The organism is Halomonas sp. A29 (assembly GCF_046723295.1).
Lineage (GTDB): Bacteria > Pseudomonadota > Gammaproteobacteria > Pseudomonadales > Halomonadaceae > Halomonas.
Genome location: NZ_JAXQPR010000003.1, coordinates 171,568 through 188,140 on the forward strand (window position 1 = coordinate 171,568; position 16,573 = coordinate 188,140).

At 62.2% G+C, this 16,573-nt stretch carries 18 protein-coding genes; 7 read left to right on the forward strand and 11 right to left on the reverse strand.

The annotated features are described in order from the left end of the window. The first annotated feature begins 3 nt into the window (after positions 1 to 3). The 5 genes from tusD to SPH52_RS06865 are packed head-to-tail and all read left to right on the forward strand — an operon-like array spanning position 4 to position 2,043. On the forward strand, positions 4 to 396 hold the full coding sequence (tusD, locus tag SPH52_RS06845) for a sulfurtransferase complex subunit TusD (protein WP_411794255.1): 393 nt from the start codon (positions 4 to 6) through the stop codon (positions 394 to 396). Between the two features lie 13 nt (positions 397 to 409). Then, positions 410 to 787 (forward strand): DsrE family protein, encoded by a 378-nt coding sequence (locus SPH52_RS06850; RefSeq protein ID WP_411794256.1) that lies wholly within the window; start codon positions 410 to 412, stop codon positions 785 to 787. Between the two features lie 29 nt (positions 788 to 816). Next, entirely contained in the window at positions 817 to 1,107 is a 291-nt protein-coding gene (tusB, locus tag SPH52_RS06855; RefSeq protein WP_411794257.1) for a sulfurtransferase complex subunit TusB, read from the forward strand. Then, on the forward strand, positions 1,107 to 1,460 hold the full coding sequence (locus tag SPH52_RS06860) for a TusE/DsrC/DsvC family sulfur relay protein (RefSeq protein ID WP_411794258.1): 354 nt from the start codon (positions 1,107 to 1,109) through the stop codon (positions 1,458 to 1,460). The genes tusB and SPH52_RS06860 overlap by 1 nt, the downstream gene beginning before the upstream one ends. A 13-nt stretch (positions 1,461 to 1,473) precedes the next feature. Further along, positions 1,474 to 2,043, forward strand: coding sequence for an ACP phosphodiesterase (locus SPH52_RS06865; protein WP_411794259.1), 570 nt, complete (start codon positions 1,474 to 1,476; stop codon positions 2,041 to 2,043). Here the strand turns inward: SPH52_RS06865 and SPH52_RS06870 are convergent. From SPH52_RS06870 to SPH52_RS06895, 6 genes are all read right to left on the reverse strand, one after another. Then, on the reverse strand, positions 2,012 to 2,566 hold the full coding sequence (locus tag SPH52_RS06870; RefSeq protein WP_411794260.1) for a TRAP transporter small permease: 555 nt from the start codon (positions 2,564 to 2,566) through the stop codon (positions 2,012 to 2,014). The two genes, SPH52_RS06865 and SPH52_RS06870, sit on opposite strands and share 32 nt — an antisense overlap. An 84-nt stretch (positions 2,567 to 2,650) precedes the next feature. Continuing rightward, on the reverse strand, positions 2,651 to 3,634 hold the full coding sequence (locus SPH52_RS06875) for a TRAP transporter substrate-binding protein (RefSeq protein WP_411794261.1): 984 nt from the start codon (positions 3,632 to 3,634) through the stop codon (positions 2,651 to 2,653). Positions 3,635 to 3,662: 28 nt separating this feature from the next. After that, the gene (locus SPH52_RS06880) at positions 3,663 to 4,946 is read right to left on the reverse strand and encodes a TRAP transporter large permease (protein ID WP_411794262.1); all 1,284 of its coding nucleotides are present in this window, start codon (positions 4,944 to 4,946) and stop codon (positions 3,663 to 3,665) included. 9 nt (positions 4,947 to 4,955) lie between these two features. After that, positions 4,956 to 6,479: an amidase gene (locus SPH52_RS06885; protein WP_411794263.1), complete on the reverse strand. Its 1,524-nt coding sequence runs from the start codon at positions 6,477 to 6,479 to the stop codon at positions 4,956 to 4,958. A 142-nt stretch (positions 6,480 to 6,621) separates the two neighbouring features. Further along, positions 6,622 to 7,578: a LysR family transcriptional regulator gene (locus SPH52_RS06890; protein ID WP_411794264.1), complete on the reverse strand. Its 957-nt coding sequence runs from the start codon at positions 7,576 to 7,578 to the stop codon at positions 6,622 to 6,624. 34 nt (positions 7,579 to 7,612) lie between these two features. Further along, positions 7,613 to 8,329 (reverse strand): FadR/GntR family transcriptional regulator, encoded by a 717-nt coding sequence (locus SPH52_RS06895; protein WP_411794265.1) that lies wholly within the window; start codon positions 8,327 to 8,329, stop codon positions 7,613 to 7,615. 174 nt (positions 8,330 to 8,503) lie between these two features. Here SPH52_RS06895 and SPH52_RS06900 point away from each other — a divergent pair, with 174 nt between their 5' ends. Beyond that, on the forward strand, positions 8,504 to 9,880 hold the full coding sequence (locus SPH52_RS06900) for an FAD-binding oxidoreductase (protein WP_411794266.1): 1,377 nt from the start codon (positions 8,504 to 8,506) through the stop codon (positions 9,878 to 9,880). A 21-nt stretch (positions 9,881 to 9,901) separates the two neighbouring features. Here SPH52_RS06900 and glp read toward each other — a convergent pair whose 3' ends face one another. The 5 genes from glp to SPH52_RS06925 form a co-directional block, all read right to left on the reverse strand. Next, positions 9,902 to 11,110: a gephyrin-like molybdotransferase Glp gene (glp, locus tag SPH52_RS06905; RefSeq protein WP_411794267.1), complete on the reverse strand. Its 1,209-nt coding sequence runs from the start codon at positions 11,108 to 11,110 to the stop codon at positions 9,902 to 9,904. Continuing rightward, positions 11,103 to 11,624, reverse strand: coding sequence for a molybdenum cofactor biosynthesis protein B (gene moaB, locus SPH52_RS06910; RefSeq protein WP_411794268.1), 522 nt, complete (start codon positions 11,622 to 11,624; stop codon positions 11,103 to 11,105). The genes glp and moaB overlap by 8 nt, the downstream gene beginning before the upstream one ends. Then, positions 11,621 to 11,941 (reverse strand): DUF1244 domain-containing protein, encoded by a 321-nt coding sequence (locus tag SPH52_RS06915; protein ID WP_411794269.1) that lies wholly within the window; start codon positions 11,939 to 11,941, stop codon positions 11,621 to 11,623. The genes moaB and SPH52_RS06915 overlap by 4 nt, the downstream gene beginning before the upstream one ends. A gap of 60 nt (positions 11,942 to 12,001) precedes the next feature. Continuing rightward, positions 12,002 to 12,634, reverse strand: coding sequence for a helix-turn-helix domain-containing protein (locus SPH52_RS06920; protein WP_411794270.1), 633 nt, complete (start codon positions 12,632 to 12,634; stop codon positions 12,002 to 12,004). Positions 12,635 to 12,746: 112 nt separating this feature from the next. Then, positions 12,747 to 13,682 carry a histone deacetylase family protein gene (locus tag SPH52_RS06925; protein WP_411794271.1) on the reverse strand — a complete coding sequence of 312 codons (936 nt, stop codon included), beginning with the start codon at positions 13,680 to 13,682 and terminating at the stop codon, positions 12,747 to 12,749. Positions 13,683 to 13,790: 108 nt separating this feature from the next. Here SPH52_RS06925 and SPH52_RS06930 point away from each other — a divergent pair, with 108 nt between their 5' ends. Continuing rightward, positions 13,791 to 16,538 (forward strand): GNAT family N-acetyltransferase, encoded by a 2,748-nt coding sequence (locus SPH52_RS06930; RefSeq protein ID WP_411794272.1) that lies wholly within the window; start codon positions 13,791 to 13,793, stop codon positions 16,536 to 16,538. Positions 16,539 to 16,573 lie beyond the last annotated feature (35 nt).

Here is a 16,573-nt window from a genome sequence, read left to right on the forward strand (position 1 = left end):
GCCATGCGCTATGGTCTACTCGTCGAGGGAGCGCCCTACAGCAGCCAGGCATCCCATTCCGCACTGCGCTTTGCCGCAGCGCTGATAGCGAAAGGGCACCAACTTGAGAGCGTCTTCTTCTATCATGATGGGGTCTACAATGCGGCACGCTTAGCTGCGCCACCCCAGGACGAACCCCACCTGTACGATGCCTGGTGCTCGTTACACGCCGACTACGGCACGCAGCTGCAGGTCTGTATTGCCGCTGCACTACGTCGTGGGCTGCTCGACACACGGGAAGCCGGCCGCCACGGCAAGGCAGGTCACAGCGTCGAACCTCCCTTCGAGCTGACGGGGCTTGGCCAGTTGATCGACCTGGGACAGACGGTCGATCGCCTGGTGACCTTTGCCCCCTGAGGAGAACGAACGGATGTCGTCAAACGCCCTTGCCACCGGAGACCTACTGGTCATCCTGCGCCATGCACCGTACGGCAGCAGCTGGCTGCGCGAGGGTCTCGATGCGGCACTGGTCGCCGCCACCTTCGGCCAGTCGGTGAGCCTGCTGTTCCAGAGCAATGGCGTTCTGGCTCTGACCAAGGGACAGCAGGCTGGCCCTTTGGGCCAGAAGGGCACTTCGGCCACCCTGGACATGCTGGCGATGTACGATATCGAGTCGCTCTACTTCGACCTCGAGGCAGGTAAACGCTTCGGACTCACCCAGCACGACCTGTTGCTTCCTGCTGCCGGGGTCGATGCCAGTTCGATTCCTCGACTGATTGCCGGGCATAGGCTGGTCCTGACATTCTGAATGACGACGATGCCACTGCGAGGATGCCCATGATCCTGCACATACTCAATCGACCACCCAGTGCGAGCCTGGTCTATCGCGATGCGCTCGCCGCCATGGGAATCGAGGATCGACTGCTGCTGATCGAGGATGGCGTATTGGGCGCCATGACGGCACAAGTACGTCACTTCCAGGCGATAGACGGGCGCCTTTTCGCTCTGCGCGAAGACCTGAGCGCGCGCGGTCTGGAAGGCCAGTGCGATGCCAGCGTCCAGGTCGTCGACGTGGATGGCTTCGTCACCCTGACCGAAGAAGCCGACAAGACGGTGAGCTGGTTCTGATGGCTTCTACCGAGATCGATCGCTACCTGAGCGTCGGCGATGAGCGTATTGCGCTCGACCCCGAAGGATACCTCGTCGACCTGTCGGCCTGGACGCCGGCCATCGCCGAAGCCCTGGCCGCAGAGGAGGGGCGCGAGCTGAGTGCGGAGCACTGGGAGGTGATCGAGGTGATTCGCAGCTTCTACTCACGCTACGAGGCGTCACCGGCCATGCGTCCGTTGGTCAAGGCGGTGGGCCAGGCACTGGGGCCGGAGAAGGGCCGTTCACTGCACCTGATGAGGCTTTTTCCAGACAGTCCCGCCAAGGTGGCGGCGCGCCTTGCAGGGTTGCCGAAGCCCGCCAACTGTCTCTGATGATGGCCACGACATGAACTTTCTCGCCCATGCCTGGCTTGCCCGCGGCGGCAGCGATGACTTCCTCTATGGCAACCTGATCGCCGATGGGGTCAAGGGCAGCGACCTTTCCGCCTGGCCTGCCGAGGTGGCGCTGGGCATTCGCCATCATCGTCGGGTCGATGCCTTCGTCGACGCTCACCCGGTCGTGCGGTCGGCGCGCAGACGAGCGCCCGCTGAGCATCGTCGCTATGCCGGCATCGCGCTGGACCTGCTGTGGGATCATTTCGTGGCCCGTGAACTCGAGCTCGAGACTCAGGAGTCGCGTCTGGTGCTGCGCAGCTATCGCGTGCTGAGCCACCGGCCCGCACCGGCTCGCCTGGAGCGGATGGTGCCGGCCCTGGTCGCCCAGGACTGGCTGCACCGCTACGCCGATTTCACCTTCACCTGCAATGCGGTGCAGGGGATCGGCAACCGCCTGTCGGGCCCCAATCGACTGGCTGCCCTGGTACCCTGGCTGGAGGCGGATTACGGCAACCTGCAGCGCGACTTCGACCGGCTGTGGCCGGCGGTCATCGAGGCACTCGAGGTTCCTGCCCACTGAATCGCCTCCTACGGGTCGACTCCGCCATTTTCAGCTCGCAGGCTCGCGCCAGCAAATGGATCAGGATGATCGCGGCGCAGATCGGCACGGCTATCGCCACCCAGGACATTGGAAACCCGAGCGTGTCTGCGCTGAGCCGGGCCTGGCGTGCAATGAAGCCGCGTGCCGTATCCATCCCCGGGCCAAAGATGCTGAAATAAATGATCGGTACCAGAAAAATGAGCACTGCCGTGCCGCGTACGAGAGCCGTGAACTGCCACCAGGGGCTCCCCTTGTCTTGCATGGGGTCCTTGAATAGCGCCGGATCGTCTTTCGACTTGAAGGAGAGAGTGGCACCAAGCAGCCCACTCCAGACCATCATGTAACGCGCCATCTCCTCGGTCCAGGACGGCGGGGCGCTGAAGGCATAACGCGCGATGACCTGTATGGCCACGAACACCAGCATGGCCGTCAGACACAGCACCGCCAAGCGCCGTGTCAGCCAGTCCAGCCAGTCACTGAAGATGACGATTGAGCGATACATATTCGGCACACCCTGTCGGGAACACGACGATTACCCAGCCCCGTGCCAGTTTGAGCCTGGCACCGGGGGGCCTACCCGCTGAAATCAGCGAGTACGTTGGGCCAGCTCCGACCAGGTCTCCACCTGCTCCGGTGTCAGCGTCGTGTCATGGTAGACAGGCTGTGACAGTTCACGGAATCTCTCTCTCGCCGTATCCGACAACACCATGACCTCCACACCAGCGGCTTCCAGTTCCGCCAGCGCTTTAGGCGTGACCTCCTCCAACCAGTAGCGGTTGGCCTGGTTGGCAACCTCGACGGACTCATCGACGATGCTTCTCTCATCATCGTTCAGCCCCCGGTACCAGTCATCCGACACCAGGACGGCGCGCAACGCATTCATGACATTGGCATCGGTGTAATAGCGCACGATGTCCGTTTGACCAAACATAATGGGTACTAGCGGCGTATTGATGTAGCCGTCGACGATCCCTGTCTGCAGGGCAGCCGGGACTTCCCCCCAGGAGACGATGGTGCCGTTGGACCCCCAGGCCCTGTAGAGAGCGATCTGAGCATCGTCGAGGGCGCGCATCCTCAGGCCGGACATGTCATCGGGCGTGGTCACGGCCTTGCGTGTCGTGATGATGCCCGAAGGCGGCCCGAGCGGCACGATCGCCAACAATCGAACGCTGGCATGTGCGATGTCGTCATTGATTCGTTTCAACACATCGCCTTCGGCCAAGGCCCGATCCATGTGTGCCACGCCATCGAAGAGATAAGGCAGTCGTACGCCGAAGATGAAGGGGTCGATTCGCGCGACAGAGTTGACATCCGATAACGATACTTCCAACAGCCCCATTGCTATCTGATCGAGCTTTTCCGCCTCACCACCGACGGCGTCACGTGGCAGTTCCCTGGCCGTCAGGCCCCGCTCATTGAGCGCTTCGGTAAAGTGGTGCGCCCAGACATAGGAGCCTGACTTCTCGAGGTCCGGCGGACTGTCGAGGGCAACCTTGATCTCACTGCTCCAGGCTGCCGCGGTCAGGGCAAGCAGGGCACCGGCCAAAGCCAGCTTTTGCAACAGTTTCATGGCATGTCTCCTCTTGTGGTTATTATGGTCAATCTACTTTGAAGCCGAATATCCGAGGCAGTGACAGACTGATCTCCGGAAAGAACGCAATCATCAACAGAGTGACGATCTGCACGGCGATGAACGGCAGGGTTGCCAGGGCAAGCCGCCAATAGTCGAGTTTGGCGATAGCCGCCACCACGATGAGGCACTTGCCCAGGGGCGGCGTTATCAAGCCGATGCAGAGGTTGAAACACACCACGATGCCCAGGTGTACCGGACTTATCCCCTGGAGCAGAGCCGTTGGTGCGAGCAGGGGAACCAGAAGGGTAAGCGCTACGGGTGTATCCATGAACATCCCGGCAATCAACAGCACCGCAATCAGCAGGATGAGATATCGAGTCCCGGTGAGCCCCGCCGACTCCACCCACCCCGACAGCAATTGCGGCCAGCCGAGCAGACCCGCCAGATAGCTAAGTACCGCAATGGCACACAGGATGATGAAGATCGCTCCCGTCAAACGGGCCGTTGCCTCTGCCGCTTCATAGAAGAGTTTGGGCGTCATGGCGCCCAGCAGCCTGCCGACAAGAATGGCAGCCACTACTGCCAGTGCGGCACCCTCGGTCGGCGTGGTCAGGCCGAAAACGATGCTGCCGAGGATGATGACCGGAATGGCCAGGGCAGGAGCGGCCCTCAGAAAGCTGGCACGGAGAGGCGGTACTTCGATGGCGTTTCCACCAGGATGATTCTCTCGACGAGCAAGCCAGCCGTTCATGCCAAACAGCATGCAGGCCAGCAGCAGACCGGGAAGGATGCCGGCAACGAATAGCGCCGCCACCGAAGTGCCGGTCAACCCGCCATAGATGATCATGATGATGCTGGGTGGAATGATCGGCCCGATCATGGAAGAGGCAGCCGTGATGGCTCCGGCGTAATAGGGCGAGTAACCACGCTCCCGCATGGCAGGGATCAAGGTATTCGACACCGCCGCCGCATCGGCCACGGCGGAGCCCGATATACCCGAGAAAAAGAGACTGGTCATGATGTTGACGTGACCCAGCCCACCCTTGAGACGCCCCAGCAGGGCCATCGCCAGGTCGATCAAGGCTCGCGTTACCCCGGCGCGGTTCATCAACTCTCCAGTGAGGATGAACAACGGCATGGCCATGAAGGCGAAGACATCCAACTGAGAGAAGATACGTTGGGGAACGATGGCCAGATACTGGGGATAGCCCGCCGCAATGAAAGCAAGGATCGCGGTTGCCCCCATCAGGTAGGCGAACGCCGTACCGGTGGTGAGGAATACCAGAAAGGCTGCAATGACGTAGGCCATGACTGACTCCTAGACGGGGATGGATGCCGACGTCGCAGAGTAGCCGTCGTTCGAACCGGGAGGCGACGTGACGATGGACTTCAACTCCGGTGTGGGCTCGGAAAGCCTGGCAAGATCCGGCTTCGGACGACGTGTCGCCGATAGCGACTCGAAGGCTTGCTCGATGGCTCGGGCAGCCTGCAGCAATTGGGCATCTCCCCTGAACTGGCCGATCACCTGCATGCCAAATGGCATGCCGGCATGGTCGAGACCGCACGGCATCGACAGGGCCGGATTATTGGCCAATGTGACGACATAGGTGAGTGCAAGCCAGCGATAGTACGTCGCGAGCGGAATGCCGTCGATACGCTCGGCATAGGCCTGCTGCCAGCTGAAGGGAGTCACTGGGGTCACCGGGGCAAGCACCACATCCACATCGGCCAGCGTTCGTTGGAAGCTTCGAAAAATCCGTGTCTGTTCAGCATGCGCCCAAGCCCGGTCAGCCAGGGACATGGATGCACCGAGCTCGTAGTTGGCCTTGACGGCAGGGGCCAGAAGTTCCGGGTTTCTCCGGTAATCGTCATGGAAAGCAGCAACGAAACTTTCGGCACGCACGACATCGAAACATTGGTCAGCCTCGCCCAAGTCGAAGTCGAGCGGTCGACACTCACCAAACAGGGGAGCAATCGCTGCCATGCGCTCGCGAAACACCTTGCGGATATCGTTATCGACGGCGCATACGCCAAAGTCCTCGGTGTAGCCGATACGCAACGAACGTAGTTCCGGCGGATCGTAGGCGCCGAAGAGAGCAGGATCGTTCCTCGCCGAGAGTGGGTCGCGAGAGTCACAGCCGACCATGGAGCGAAGCAGCAGGCAGAGATCGTCAACGTTCCGGGCCATGGGGCCGAGCAGCGATATCGACGACCAGCCCAATTGACGGGTCGCATGGGGTACCAGATCCGGAGAGGGGCGAAAACCCACGATGCCACATAATGCAGCCGGAATACGCAGTGAGCCGCCGGTGTCCGACCCGGTGCAGAGGGGGAGCATGTCGAGAGCGAGCGCCACCGCCGAGCCCCCTGACGAGCCACCGGCATTCAGCATGGGATCGAAGGGGTTGCCGGTGGCCCCCCACACCGGGTTTCTGGTATTGGCACCGGCGCCCATCTCCGGCACGTTGGTCTTGCCGACCACGATCGCCCCAGCGCGGCGCAGCGATGCCACCAAGGGGTGGTCGGCGGAAGGAACATGGTCCCGAAAGCGAGGAGAGCCATAGGTCGTTAGAAGGCCCTGCGTTTCCTGAAGATCCTTGATTCCGATGGGCAAGCCGTGCAGAGGACCAATGGTATCGCCACGACGCAGCCGGCGCTCCGCTTCGCGCGCTTCTGCGCGGGCCCGTTCATAGCAGGTGGCGGTGACGGCATTGACGGCCGGATTCAGGCGTTCGATCCGCTCGATGCAGGATGCCAGGAGCTCGACGGGGGACACCTCTCCCAGTCCCATCAAACGCAGCAGTTCGTTGGCTGACGCGGTCGTCAGGTTATCTGAAGACATGAAGTACGCCCCACATGAGCGAGAGTCTATTTAATGTCATGACTCGAGCGTACGCAGCGGAGCGGGGGGCAGACCAATGAAATCTTGCCAGCAGTGTATTACCAAATGGTAATACCATGAGGCGATGGAACGCTCGCCACCGTCACAGAGGAGCAAAACGCGCCTGGCGGCTGGCCTGCTCCAGACACTCGCGAAAGAGATTGGACGTCGCGTTGGAGGATTCCTTTCTCCAGTAGCAACGGGCCTCGGAGAGCACGCCTTCCAGCTGCAGTGGCAGGATGGTCAGGTCGCCCTTTCCCGCATGATGTCGCGCCAGCCATTGAGGCATGAGGCTGATGAAGGGAGAGATCCGCATGAGTTCTATATTGAGCGGGAGCGACGTGGACTCGACATGACCGGGAGGAAATGCGAGTCCCGATCTGGCGAGGAAAGCATCGATTCCCTGCCGAGCCAGCGACCCTGCGGCCGGACTGATCCATGGCCAGGCAACTGCATCCTTCCATTCGATCTCCTGGCGCCCGGCCAGTGGATGCTGCACGCCGGCTACCAGGAGAATGGGTTCGCGTAGCAAGGTGGCCTGCTCGATCCCCTCGCGGTAAACAGGCTCCCATACCCGGGCGATCAGCAAATCCAGTCCACCGCTTTCCAGCATCGGCAGCAACTGATTGAAATGCCCCTCCACGACCGAGACGACGGCAGGCGGAGCGGTGATTTTCAATAGCCTTATCGCCTCCGGCAGCAGGGTAGGGGCAATCGAGGTAACGACACCAACCACGACACGACCGCCAAGACCTCGATGTAGGGCATCGACGTCGAATTCGGCCCGTTCGATCTGCTGTACGATCTCCCTGGCATGAGTCGCCAGCCTCTCGCCGACAGGCGTCAAGACGATACGATTGCCCTGTCGTTGCACGATGGAAATCTTCAGCGCTCGCTCGATCTCGCCAATCTGTTTGGAAACGGCAGGTTGAGTGACGTTCAACTCCTGCGCGACCCGGCTCACCTGTCCCATCTCGGCCAGCATCGCGATAGTGCGCAAGTGCCTGAGCTTCAGGGTCTGTTTGAAGAAGCGTTTGATGTCCTGGTTGGATTCCGGCATCTCGGGGTTCTCTAATCGGGCCACGGAGTCGCTACTAATTGAAGCCAGCGAGGATCAGGCCTTGCGAGGCGACTTCGAAGTGCTTCTCGAGAGCCGAGCGAGCCGCACCGGGGTCGCGTTCCATGATCGCTTGCGCGATGGCTCCATGCAGAGCCACGACCTCTTCACGAGCGGTGCTTGACGTGCGATAGCGCCAAACGATGGCATTGGTATCGTGCATGGCCGTGGTCAGGGACGACACCAGGACCGGAAACAGCGGATTGCGTGTCGCCTGCGCCACCGCGATGTGAAAGGCAATGTCGGACCCGGTCATTGCCTCGACTTCGTGACATGCCGTTCGCATCCGCTCGACCAGAGCAAGAAGCTCTCGCGCCTCGGCCTCACTGCGTCGACCCGCTGCCAATTCCACGGTGCGTAGCTCAATGGCACGACGCGCATCCAACAATTGTTGAGGATTGAGCTGCGCGGTGCGCAGTGCATGCGACAGGGTGAGGGCAATAGCAGTATCGTCGAAGGCTGCCACGCGTGTGCGGCGACCGGCACTCATTTCAAGGATGCGCATGGCGGCCAGAGATTTGAACGCTTCACGCACTACGGTACGGCTGACGCCAAGCGTCTCAATGAAGTAAGCCTCGCTCTGCAGCGGATCGCCTGCCATCAACCCTTGTCGATGGATGTGATCGAGAATGCTGCGCATCGCTTTATCGACCATCGTCCCGGGAGCATCTTCGCTTCCGCGCTTCACAGTCATTCGCCACCCTCTGTTGTCGGCATGCCGGTCGTGTTGCGATTCATGATGCCACACTGCTGGGCTCCCGTCTGGTTGCATCCCCCGCTCCGCTGGCATATGTTTGGCACAACCTATCATATAGGTTTGCGCTACCCATGCGACACTCTGCTCGAATGCTCAAGGAGGCTGAACGCAATGAAACCCGTGATCGAAGCGCTGATCGATGCCTTGGGCGAGCAGGCCGTGTTGCATGACGCTCAAGTCGCCGAGCGCGCCACTAGCTACTGGGACGCCTCCCCGACTCAGGCCCTCGCAGTGGTCAAGCCGCGCACCACCAAAGAGGTCAGCAAGGCGCTCGAAATTTGCCACTGCCACGACCAGCCGGTCGTCACCCAGGGCGGACTGACAGGGTGCGTACAAGGCGCGGTAGCCTCACACGAAGAGGTCATCATCTCGCTGGAGCGCATGAACGTCATCGAGTCCATCGACCCGATCGGTGGTAGTGCGACGGTCCAGGCGGGCGTCACCTTGCAGGCCCTTCAGGAGGCGGCACGTGAGCAAGACTGCCTGTTCGCACTGGATCTGGGGGCACGCGGCAGCTGCACCATTGGCGGCAACGTAGCGACCAATGCCGGCGGCATCAGCGTGATGCGCTACGGCATGATGCGCAGCCAGATCCTCGGCCTGGAAGCGGTACTCGCTGACGGCACGGTGATGTCGAGCATGGACGAAGTGCTCAAGAACAATGCAGGCTACGATCTCAAGCACCTGATGATCGGCACTGAAGGTACGCTCGGGATCGTGACCCGGGTGGTGGTGCGTCTGCACCCCTTGCCGAAAAGTTGCAATACGGCTCTCGCCGCCCTGACCTCCTTCGAGGCGGTAACGCAACTGCTGACGGATATGCAGAGAGACCTGGCTGGCACACTCAGCGCTTATGAGGTGATGTGGAACAGCTACTACCATGCGGCTACCGAGCCGGGAGGACACCCGTCTCCGCTGGACCGGGAGTATCCGTTCTATGTTCTGCTGCAGGCAGAAGGAGCCAACATCGAAAGGGATTCGCTGCATTTCGAACAGCTGCTCGAACGAGCTCTCGAATCTGGCGTGATCGTCGATGCCGTGGTTCCAAAATCCGAGAACGAGCGACACGCCTTGTGGGAAATTCGAGAAAACTTCGAGGCCATGCTCGCGGGACGAACCACCTTCCTATACGACGTGAGCCTGCCCATACGGGAGATGGCAGGCTACGCGGAAGCCGTCAGGCAGCGGATTGTCGCGCGCTGGCCCGATGCGCGCTGCATCCAGTTCGGTCACATCGCCGACGGTAACCTGCACCTCTTCATACAGCCCGAGAGCAAAGATGCCGATCACCTGGCAAGCGACGAGGCGGTATACTCACCCTTGCTCGATGTGGGGGGATCGGTCTCGGCCGAGCACGGCATCGGCATGGAGAAGAAGGCCTGGCTTGCCCGCAGCCGGAGCGATACCGAGGTCGAGCTCATGCGAAGCCTCAAGCGTGCCTGGGACCCCAAGAATCTGCTCAACCCCGGAAGAGTTTTCTCGCTGTAGTGCCTGAGTTAGCGCCTGATTTCAATCAACCCGCAGCCATAGGCAGTCGAGCCTGTCGCCCGGGTTGATCTGGGCGTCAGCCGGCACCACCGCTAGCGCATCGGCCTTGACGCAGGATGAGAGCACGCCGGAGCCTTGATCCGGAAAGGCGTACGCTGTGATGCCACTTTCGTTCATGCTCAAGCGGACGCGCATGTAGTGCCGTCGTGGCCCGGTGCGGGTGGAGAATGCTGCTCTCGCGGGCAGCATCGGCAGGCTGGCCAGGCTCGGGCAGGCGAGCAGGGCGCCCATCAGCGGTCGCAGGAAGAGCCAGGCGGCAACGAAGCTGGAGACGGGATTGCCGGGCAGGCCGACGAAGCGAACCTCACGACCGCCGCTGGCGAAAAGCCTTCCCAATGCCAGGGGCTTGCCGGGCTTGAGCGCCAGACGCCACAGGTCGAGCCGGCCAATCGCCTCGAGGGCAGCCTTGACATGGTCTTCCTCGCCCACGCTGACACCGCCGGTGGAAACCACGACGTCGGCTTGCTCGGCGGCAAGTGCCAGCATGGCTCGCGTGCCGTCGACGGCGTCGGGCATCGTGGCGATGAAGGAGATCTCGGCGCCGAACCGTTCCAGCAGGTCTTGCAGCATGGGGCGGTTGCTATTGTAGATCTGCCCAGGCGCCAGCGGCCGGCCCGGCTCGACGATCTCGTCACCGCTGATAAGCAAGGCGACGCGTGGCCGCCGGCGCACCGACACCTCGACGATGCCCTGGCTGGCCAGGTGTCCCAGCGCCGCACTGTCGAGCCGCACGCCGCGTTCGAGCAACACGCTGCCGGCCATGACATCACTACCGCGGTGTCGTACGTTGTCATTCACCGCCACCTGCACAGGTATCGAAGCCTCGTCACCGGTAACGTCGACCTTCTCCTGCATTACTACGCAATCAGCGCCAGGTGGCAGCGGTGCGCCGGTAAAAATGCGCGCGCAGGTTCCGCGGGTGAGGGATTGCGCCGGGCTTCCCGCGGCGATCCGCTGGGTCACCGGCAGGCGCTTGCCGGCATCGTCGTGATGCAGGGCATAGCCGTCCATGGCGCTATTGTTAAACGGCGGTACGTCGAGCCGCGCGACAACCTCTGTAGCCAGCACGCGACGCCCGGCTTCCGCGCAGGGAATGATTTCGGCGTCGACCGGCGTGACATCCTTCAGCAGGGCGGAAAGGGCCGCTTCGACGGACTGCAGTTCAGCCATGCTGGCCTCGCTCGGGAATGACAAGATTGGCGAAATTACACGGTTTGTGCCGGCTGTCGAGCTGCTCGGCGAGCAGGCCGTCCCAGGCCGTGCTGCAGGCCCCACTCGAGCCTGGCAAACAGAAGACCACCGTGGCGTTGGCCAGCCCACCGAGACAGCGGCTCTGGATGGTCGAGCTGCCGACCTCCTGATAAGAGAGCTGCCGAAACTGCTCGCCGAAGCCCTCGATGCGCTTGTCCAGCAACACCGATATCGCCTCCGGCGTGGAATCCCGACCCGTGAAGCCAGTGCCACCGGTGGTCAGGATGACTTGGATTTCAGGGTTGGCAATCCATTCGGAAACTACCGCGCGGATCCGGTAGACATCGTCGATGACGATGCGCCGCTCGGCCAGTTGATGCCCAGCCTCCGTGAGCCGCTCGGCCAGCAGGGCACCGCTGCGGTCGCTGCTGAAATCGCGAGTGTCGGAAATGGTCAGCACCGCGATCCGCAGCGGAATCATCTCCTCGCTCATGATTGAGACTCCCGCTTTCGCGCCTGCCGCGCCTCGAAGGCGGCCTGCTGCTCCGGGGTGGCCTCGTGCTGGTACTTGGCCTTCCACTCAGCGTAAGGCATGCCATAGACGTACTCGCGCGCGGCCTCGTAATCGAGTTCGGCCCCGCGCTCATCGGCGGCAGCCACCAGCCACTTGGAGAGACAGTTGCGGCAGAAGTCGGCAAGAATCATCAGGTCGATGTTCTGCACGTCCTTGTTGGCATCCAGGTGTTGAAGCAGGCGACGGAAGGCGGCGGCCTCGAGCTGGGTGCGTGTGGCGTCGTCGAGATGCTGCATGACGTTGGCTCCTGGTTAAGTTGCCTCAGGATAACAAAAAAGACGCCAGCATTTGACGGATCAAGCGGCATCGCCGCGAGTACAGACCGACAGCACCACCGCATCGTCATCGCTCACCGAGACCAGTGCGTGCCCCATGTCGCTGTCGAAGTAGATGCTGTCGCCACGCGACAGCTGCAGCGGCTCGTAGAATTCGGTATAGAGCTGGATCTCACCCTCCAGCACCATCAGGAACTCCTCTCCATCGTGGCGCACCCATTCGCTGAATTCGTCGAAGCTGCGCGCCCGCACGATGGTCTTGAAGGGAATCATGCGCTTCTGGGCCAGCTCGCAGCTGAGCAGCTCATGCTCGTAGGTCGGTGTCGGATGGCGCTGCCCATCGCCCTGGCGTGTCAGGTCACGGCGGCCCATGGTGCGTGGCTGCACCTTCGGCGGTGTCAGCAGCTGCGGCAGATCGATACCCAGGCCATTGATCAATTTCTGCACCGCAGTAAACGTCGGCGAGATCTGGTTGTTCTCGATCTTGGACAGCGTGGAACGCGCCAAGCCGGTACGCTGGCTGACGTCCTCAAGCGTCCACTGATTGGCCAGACGGATTTCCTTGAGCCGCTCACCGAGACGCAGCGGCTCGACGAACGGTTTGCGTCCCGAGGCGATGCGCAGCGCGGCCTGCTGGTCGGTATGGGTGGACATTGATGAGTTCACTATAGGAAACAGAGTTTCCCGAAGCGTACCACAGAAGGCGGCGCATGCACCGACCGGAAGGCGCCGTCGCTATACGCGTAACCGACACTTGCCGGCGAGCTCAAGCCTCGAAGGGCAGGCCGAGCAGTGCCTTGACGTGCGCTTCGGTGCTGCGCCCGAGAGAATCCAGGTCGTAGCCGCCCTCAAGCACGGAGACCAGGCGATTGTCGGCATACAGCGCGGCAATGTCCAAGGCCAGCCGAGTGACCCAGTAATAGTCATCGTCTTCCAGGCACAGCTCGGCGAGCGGGTCGTCGCGATGGGCGTCAAATCCCGACGACACCAAGACCAGCTCTGGTTTGAAGGCGTGCAGCGCCGGCAGCCAATCGTCCTCGATCGCGCGGCGGAAAGCGTTGCTGTCGGTTCCGGCCTCGAGGGGCGTATTGACCACGTTCTGCCACTCGCTGCGCAGGTAGCGCCAAGGGTAGAAGGGGTATTGGAAACTGGTGCAGATCAGGATGTCCGGATCGTCCTTGAAGATGTCGATGGTACCATTGCACTGGTGCACGTCGAAGTCGAGGATGGCGATTCGGCGAGCCCCGTAGCGGGCTCGTGCATGCGCCGCACCGACGGCGACATTGTTGTAGAAGCAGAAGCCCATGGCATCGGTGGCCTCGGCGTGGTGGCCAGGCGGGCGCACCGCACAGAACACGTTGTCTGCCTGCCCGCGATAGACCTGGTCGACGCCACGAATTACCGCGCCCGCCGCCACGCGGGCTGCATCCAGGCTGTCGGGATTCATCAGGGTGTCGCCGTCGAGGCTGACCATACCCGACTCGGGGACGCACTTGTCCAGCGCGCGCAGGTGGCGCAGGGGATGCACTCTGGCCAGTTCCTCTTCCGTGGCCGGGCGCGCTTCCGACTGCATGGTCTGCTGCAGCAACCCGCTGAGGGCCAGGCGGGCACGGATGGCTTCGAGCCGCAGGGGACTTTCGGGGTGCTCCGGGCCCATATGGTGAAGGTCACAATCGGGATGCGAAATGAACGCCGTGATCATATGGAACTCCAGAGTGACTGAGGTCACCTTAATGCCCGCAAGCCCTTGCACAACAGTGTCAATAAGTCGTACACAAGGGTGCATATACTGTTCTGGTGAGGTGACGTCTTGAGTACCCGATTCCTGCGCCACTTCTTCGAACCTCGCACCATCGCGGTGATCGGCGCTTCGGAGAAGCCCCTCTCCATCGGCGGTATCGTGATTGGCAACCTGCAGGAGGCTGGCTTCCCCGGGCAACTATGGGCGGTCAATCGCAAGGGCTACGAGACGGTATTCGGGCAACCGTGCGTCGCGCGGATCAGCGAACTGCCCGAGACACCGGATCTCGCCGTCGTCTGTACGCCGGCCGCGACCCTGCCCAAGGTGATCTCGCGTCTGGGGCGGATAGGCGTCAAGGCGGCGCTGGTGCTATCCGGTGGCGCGCATCTCGACGAAGCCGAAGGGGACAAGGGCTCGATCCGCGAGCGCATGCTGGCAGCCGCACGCGAATCCGGCATTCGCGTGCTGGGACCGGAGTGCATGGGGCTGATCGTACCGGGGCGCCGCATCAACGCCTCCTATTCCAGCCAGCCGGTCAAGGCGGGCAAGGTCGCCTATCTGGGACAGTCGGGCATGCTCGGCAATGCCATGATCGACTGGGCGGCTGGACGCGGCATCGGCTTCTCTCATCTGATCACGGTGGGTGACAGCGTCGATGTCATGCTTCCCGATCTGATCGACTACATCAACCAGTACGCCCCGACCCAGGCCATCCTGCTCCATCTGGAGCGTATCCAGGATTCACAGCACTTCATGACCGCCCTGCGCGACGCCTCGCGCCATCGCCTGGTACTGGCGATCAAGAGCGGGCGCACGCCGCAGTCCGATCTCTCCGGCATGCCGCCGACCCCGGGCATCGCCAACCGCGACGTGGTCTTTGATGCAGCTTTTTCGCGTGCCGGCGTGGTGCGGGTCAACGACTCCGACGAGCTGTTCGACGCACTGATGACGCTGTCGCAGATGCGTCCACTCAAGGGCGACCGCTTGGCCATCGTCTCCAATGGCCTGGGGCCCGCCATGCTCGCCATCGACAAGCTGGTCAGCGCCGGCGGCACCCTGGCGACCTTCACCGTGGAGACGCGCAAGGCACTGCACCAAGGCGAGTTCGACATCAGCAAGCCGGGAGAGAACCCGGTGGACCTGGGCGGGAACGCCACGCCGGAACGCTTCGTCGAAGCGCTGGAAATCGTCGCAGCGGACCCCGGCGTCGATGCCGTTCTGGTAGTGCATGCTCCGACACGCCTGGCGCCCTCGAAGATCACCGCCCAGGCGCTCATTGCCAATCGCAAGCGCTTCAAGCGCAACCTGCTGACCAGTTGGATGGGGTTGGAAGGAGCCCTCTACGCACGTCACGAATGCAGCATGGCGGGCATTCCCACCTATGTCTCGCCGGAGAAGGCGGTCAAGGCGTTCATGCACATGGTCGACTATCAGCGGGTGCAGGCGCTGCTGCAGGAAACGCCACCGAGTCTGCCGTTCAGTACCACCGCCGACATTCGCGCTCGCTGCCACACCTTGATCGCACAGGCTCGAGAGGAGGGACGCGAAACCCTGTCGCACTCCGAAACCGCTCAGGTGCTCGAGGCCTACGGCATCCCCGTGGCCCCCAGTCGCTACGCGCATACGCCCGAGGAGGCCGCGGCAGCCGCCGAGGAGATCGAGGGGCCCTGGGCGCTGAAGGTGGTCCACGACGGCAACTGCCGTCCGTTCCGCTACCGCAAGCATCCCCATCGCATCTCGGCGGGGCTGCTACAGGACCTTCACGATCCCCAGCAAGTAGCCGAGGGTCTCACCCGGCTTGGCCACAAGGTGCACGAGAAGTTTCCCCCGGTGAAGATCCGCGAGTACTGCCTGCAGCCCATGCAGCGCGGCAAGCAATCGATGCAGATCTGCGCCGGCATCACCCGGGACCCGGTGTTCGGCCCGCTCATCGTGTTCGGCATCGGCGGCTACAAGGTCAATATCCTGGCCGACCGGCAGGTGGCGTTGCCCCCGCTGAACATGACCCTGGCGGCCGACGTGGTCGGGCGTACCCACGCCGCCCGGTTGATACGCGAGCACTCCGGCGAGCCCGAGCGCGACCTCGAGAGGCTGTGCCAGCTGCTGGTCAAGCTGTCGCAGATGGCGTCGGATCTGCTCGAGCTGCGTGGCCTGGAACTCAACCCGTTGCTGCTCAATCGGGATGGGATGGTGGCGGTGGATTTTGCCCTCGACCTCGGTCCTCCGGCACGTTTCGCGATCATGCCTTACCCAGAGGAACTGCGGGAATGGGTAACACTGAACAATGGCATGAACGTAGAGGTGCGCCCCATCCGTGCCGAGGATGCGCCGCTGATCACCAGCTTCCATAGCCAGCTGTCAGAGGAGAGCATTCGCTTTCGCTACTTCCACAACAAGTCCGACCTCAGCCAGCGCGACCTGTCGATCCTTTCCCACATCAACTACGACCGACAAATGGCCTTTATCGCCGAACATCAGAAGGAGGATGGCAGCAAGGAGATGCTGGGCGTCGTGCGGGTATGGAACGATCCCGACAACATTCGCACCGAATTCTCCATCATCGTGCGCGACGATATGGCCGGACAGGGGCTCGGCAGCCTGCTGATGAAAAAGATGATCGGCTACTGCACGAGCGTGGGCACGCTGGAAATGATCGGCAAGATCATGGTCGACAACCACCCCATGCGAGCCCTGATGAAGCACTTGGGCTTCCGCTGCCGCTACAACATGGAGGAACAGGTGGTGGATGCGGTGCTGCGCCTCAACGAGCCGGAAAGCGAGTGGCAGCGGCATCGGCTGGAGAGTCTGCCGGACTAACGGAAGCCCTTATTCATGACAGGAACCAGGGCTTC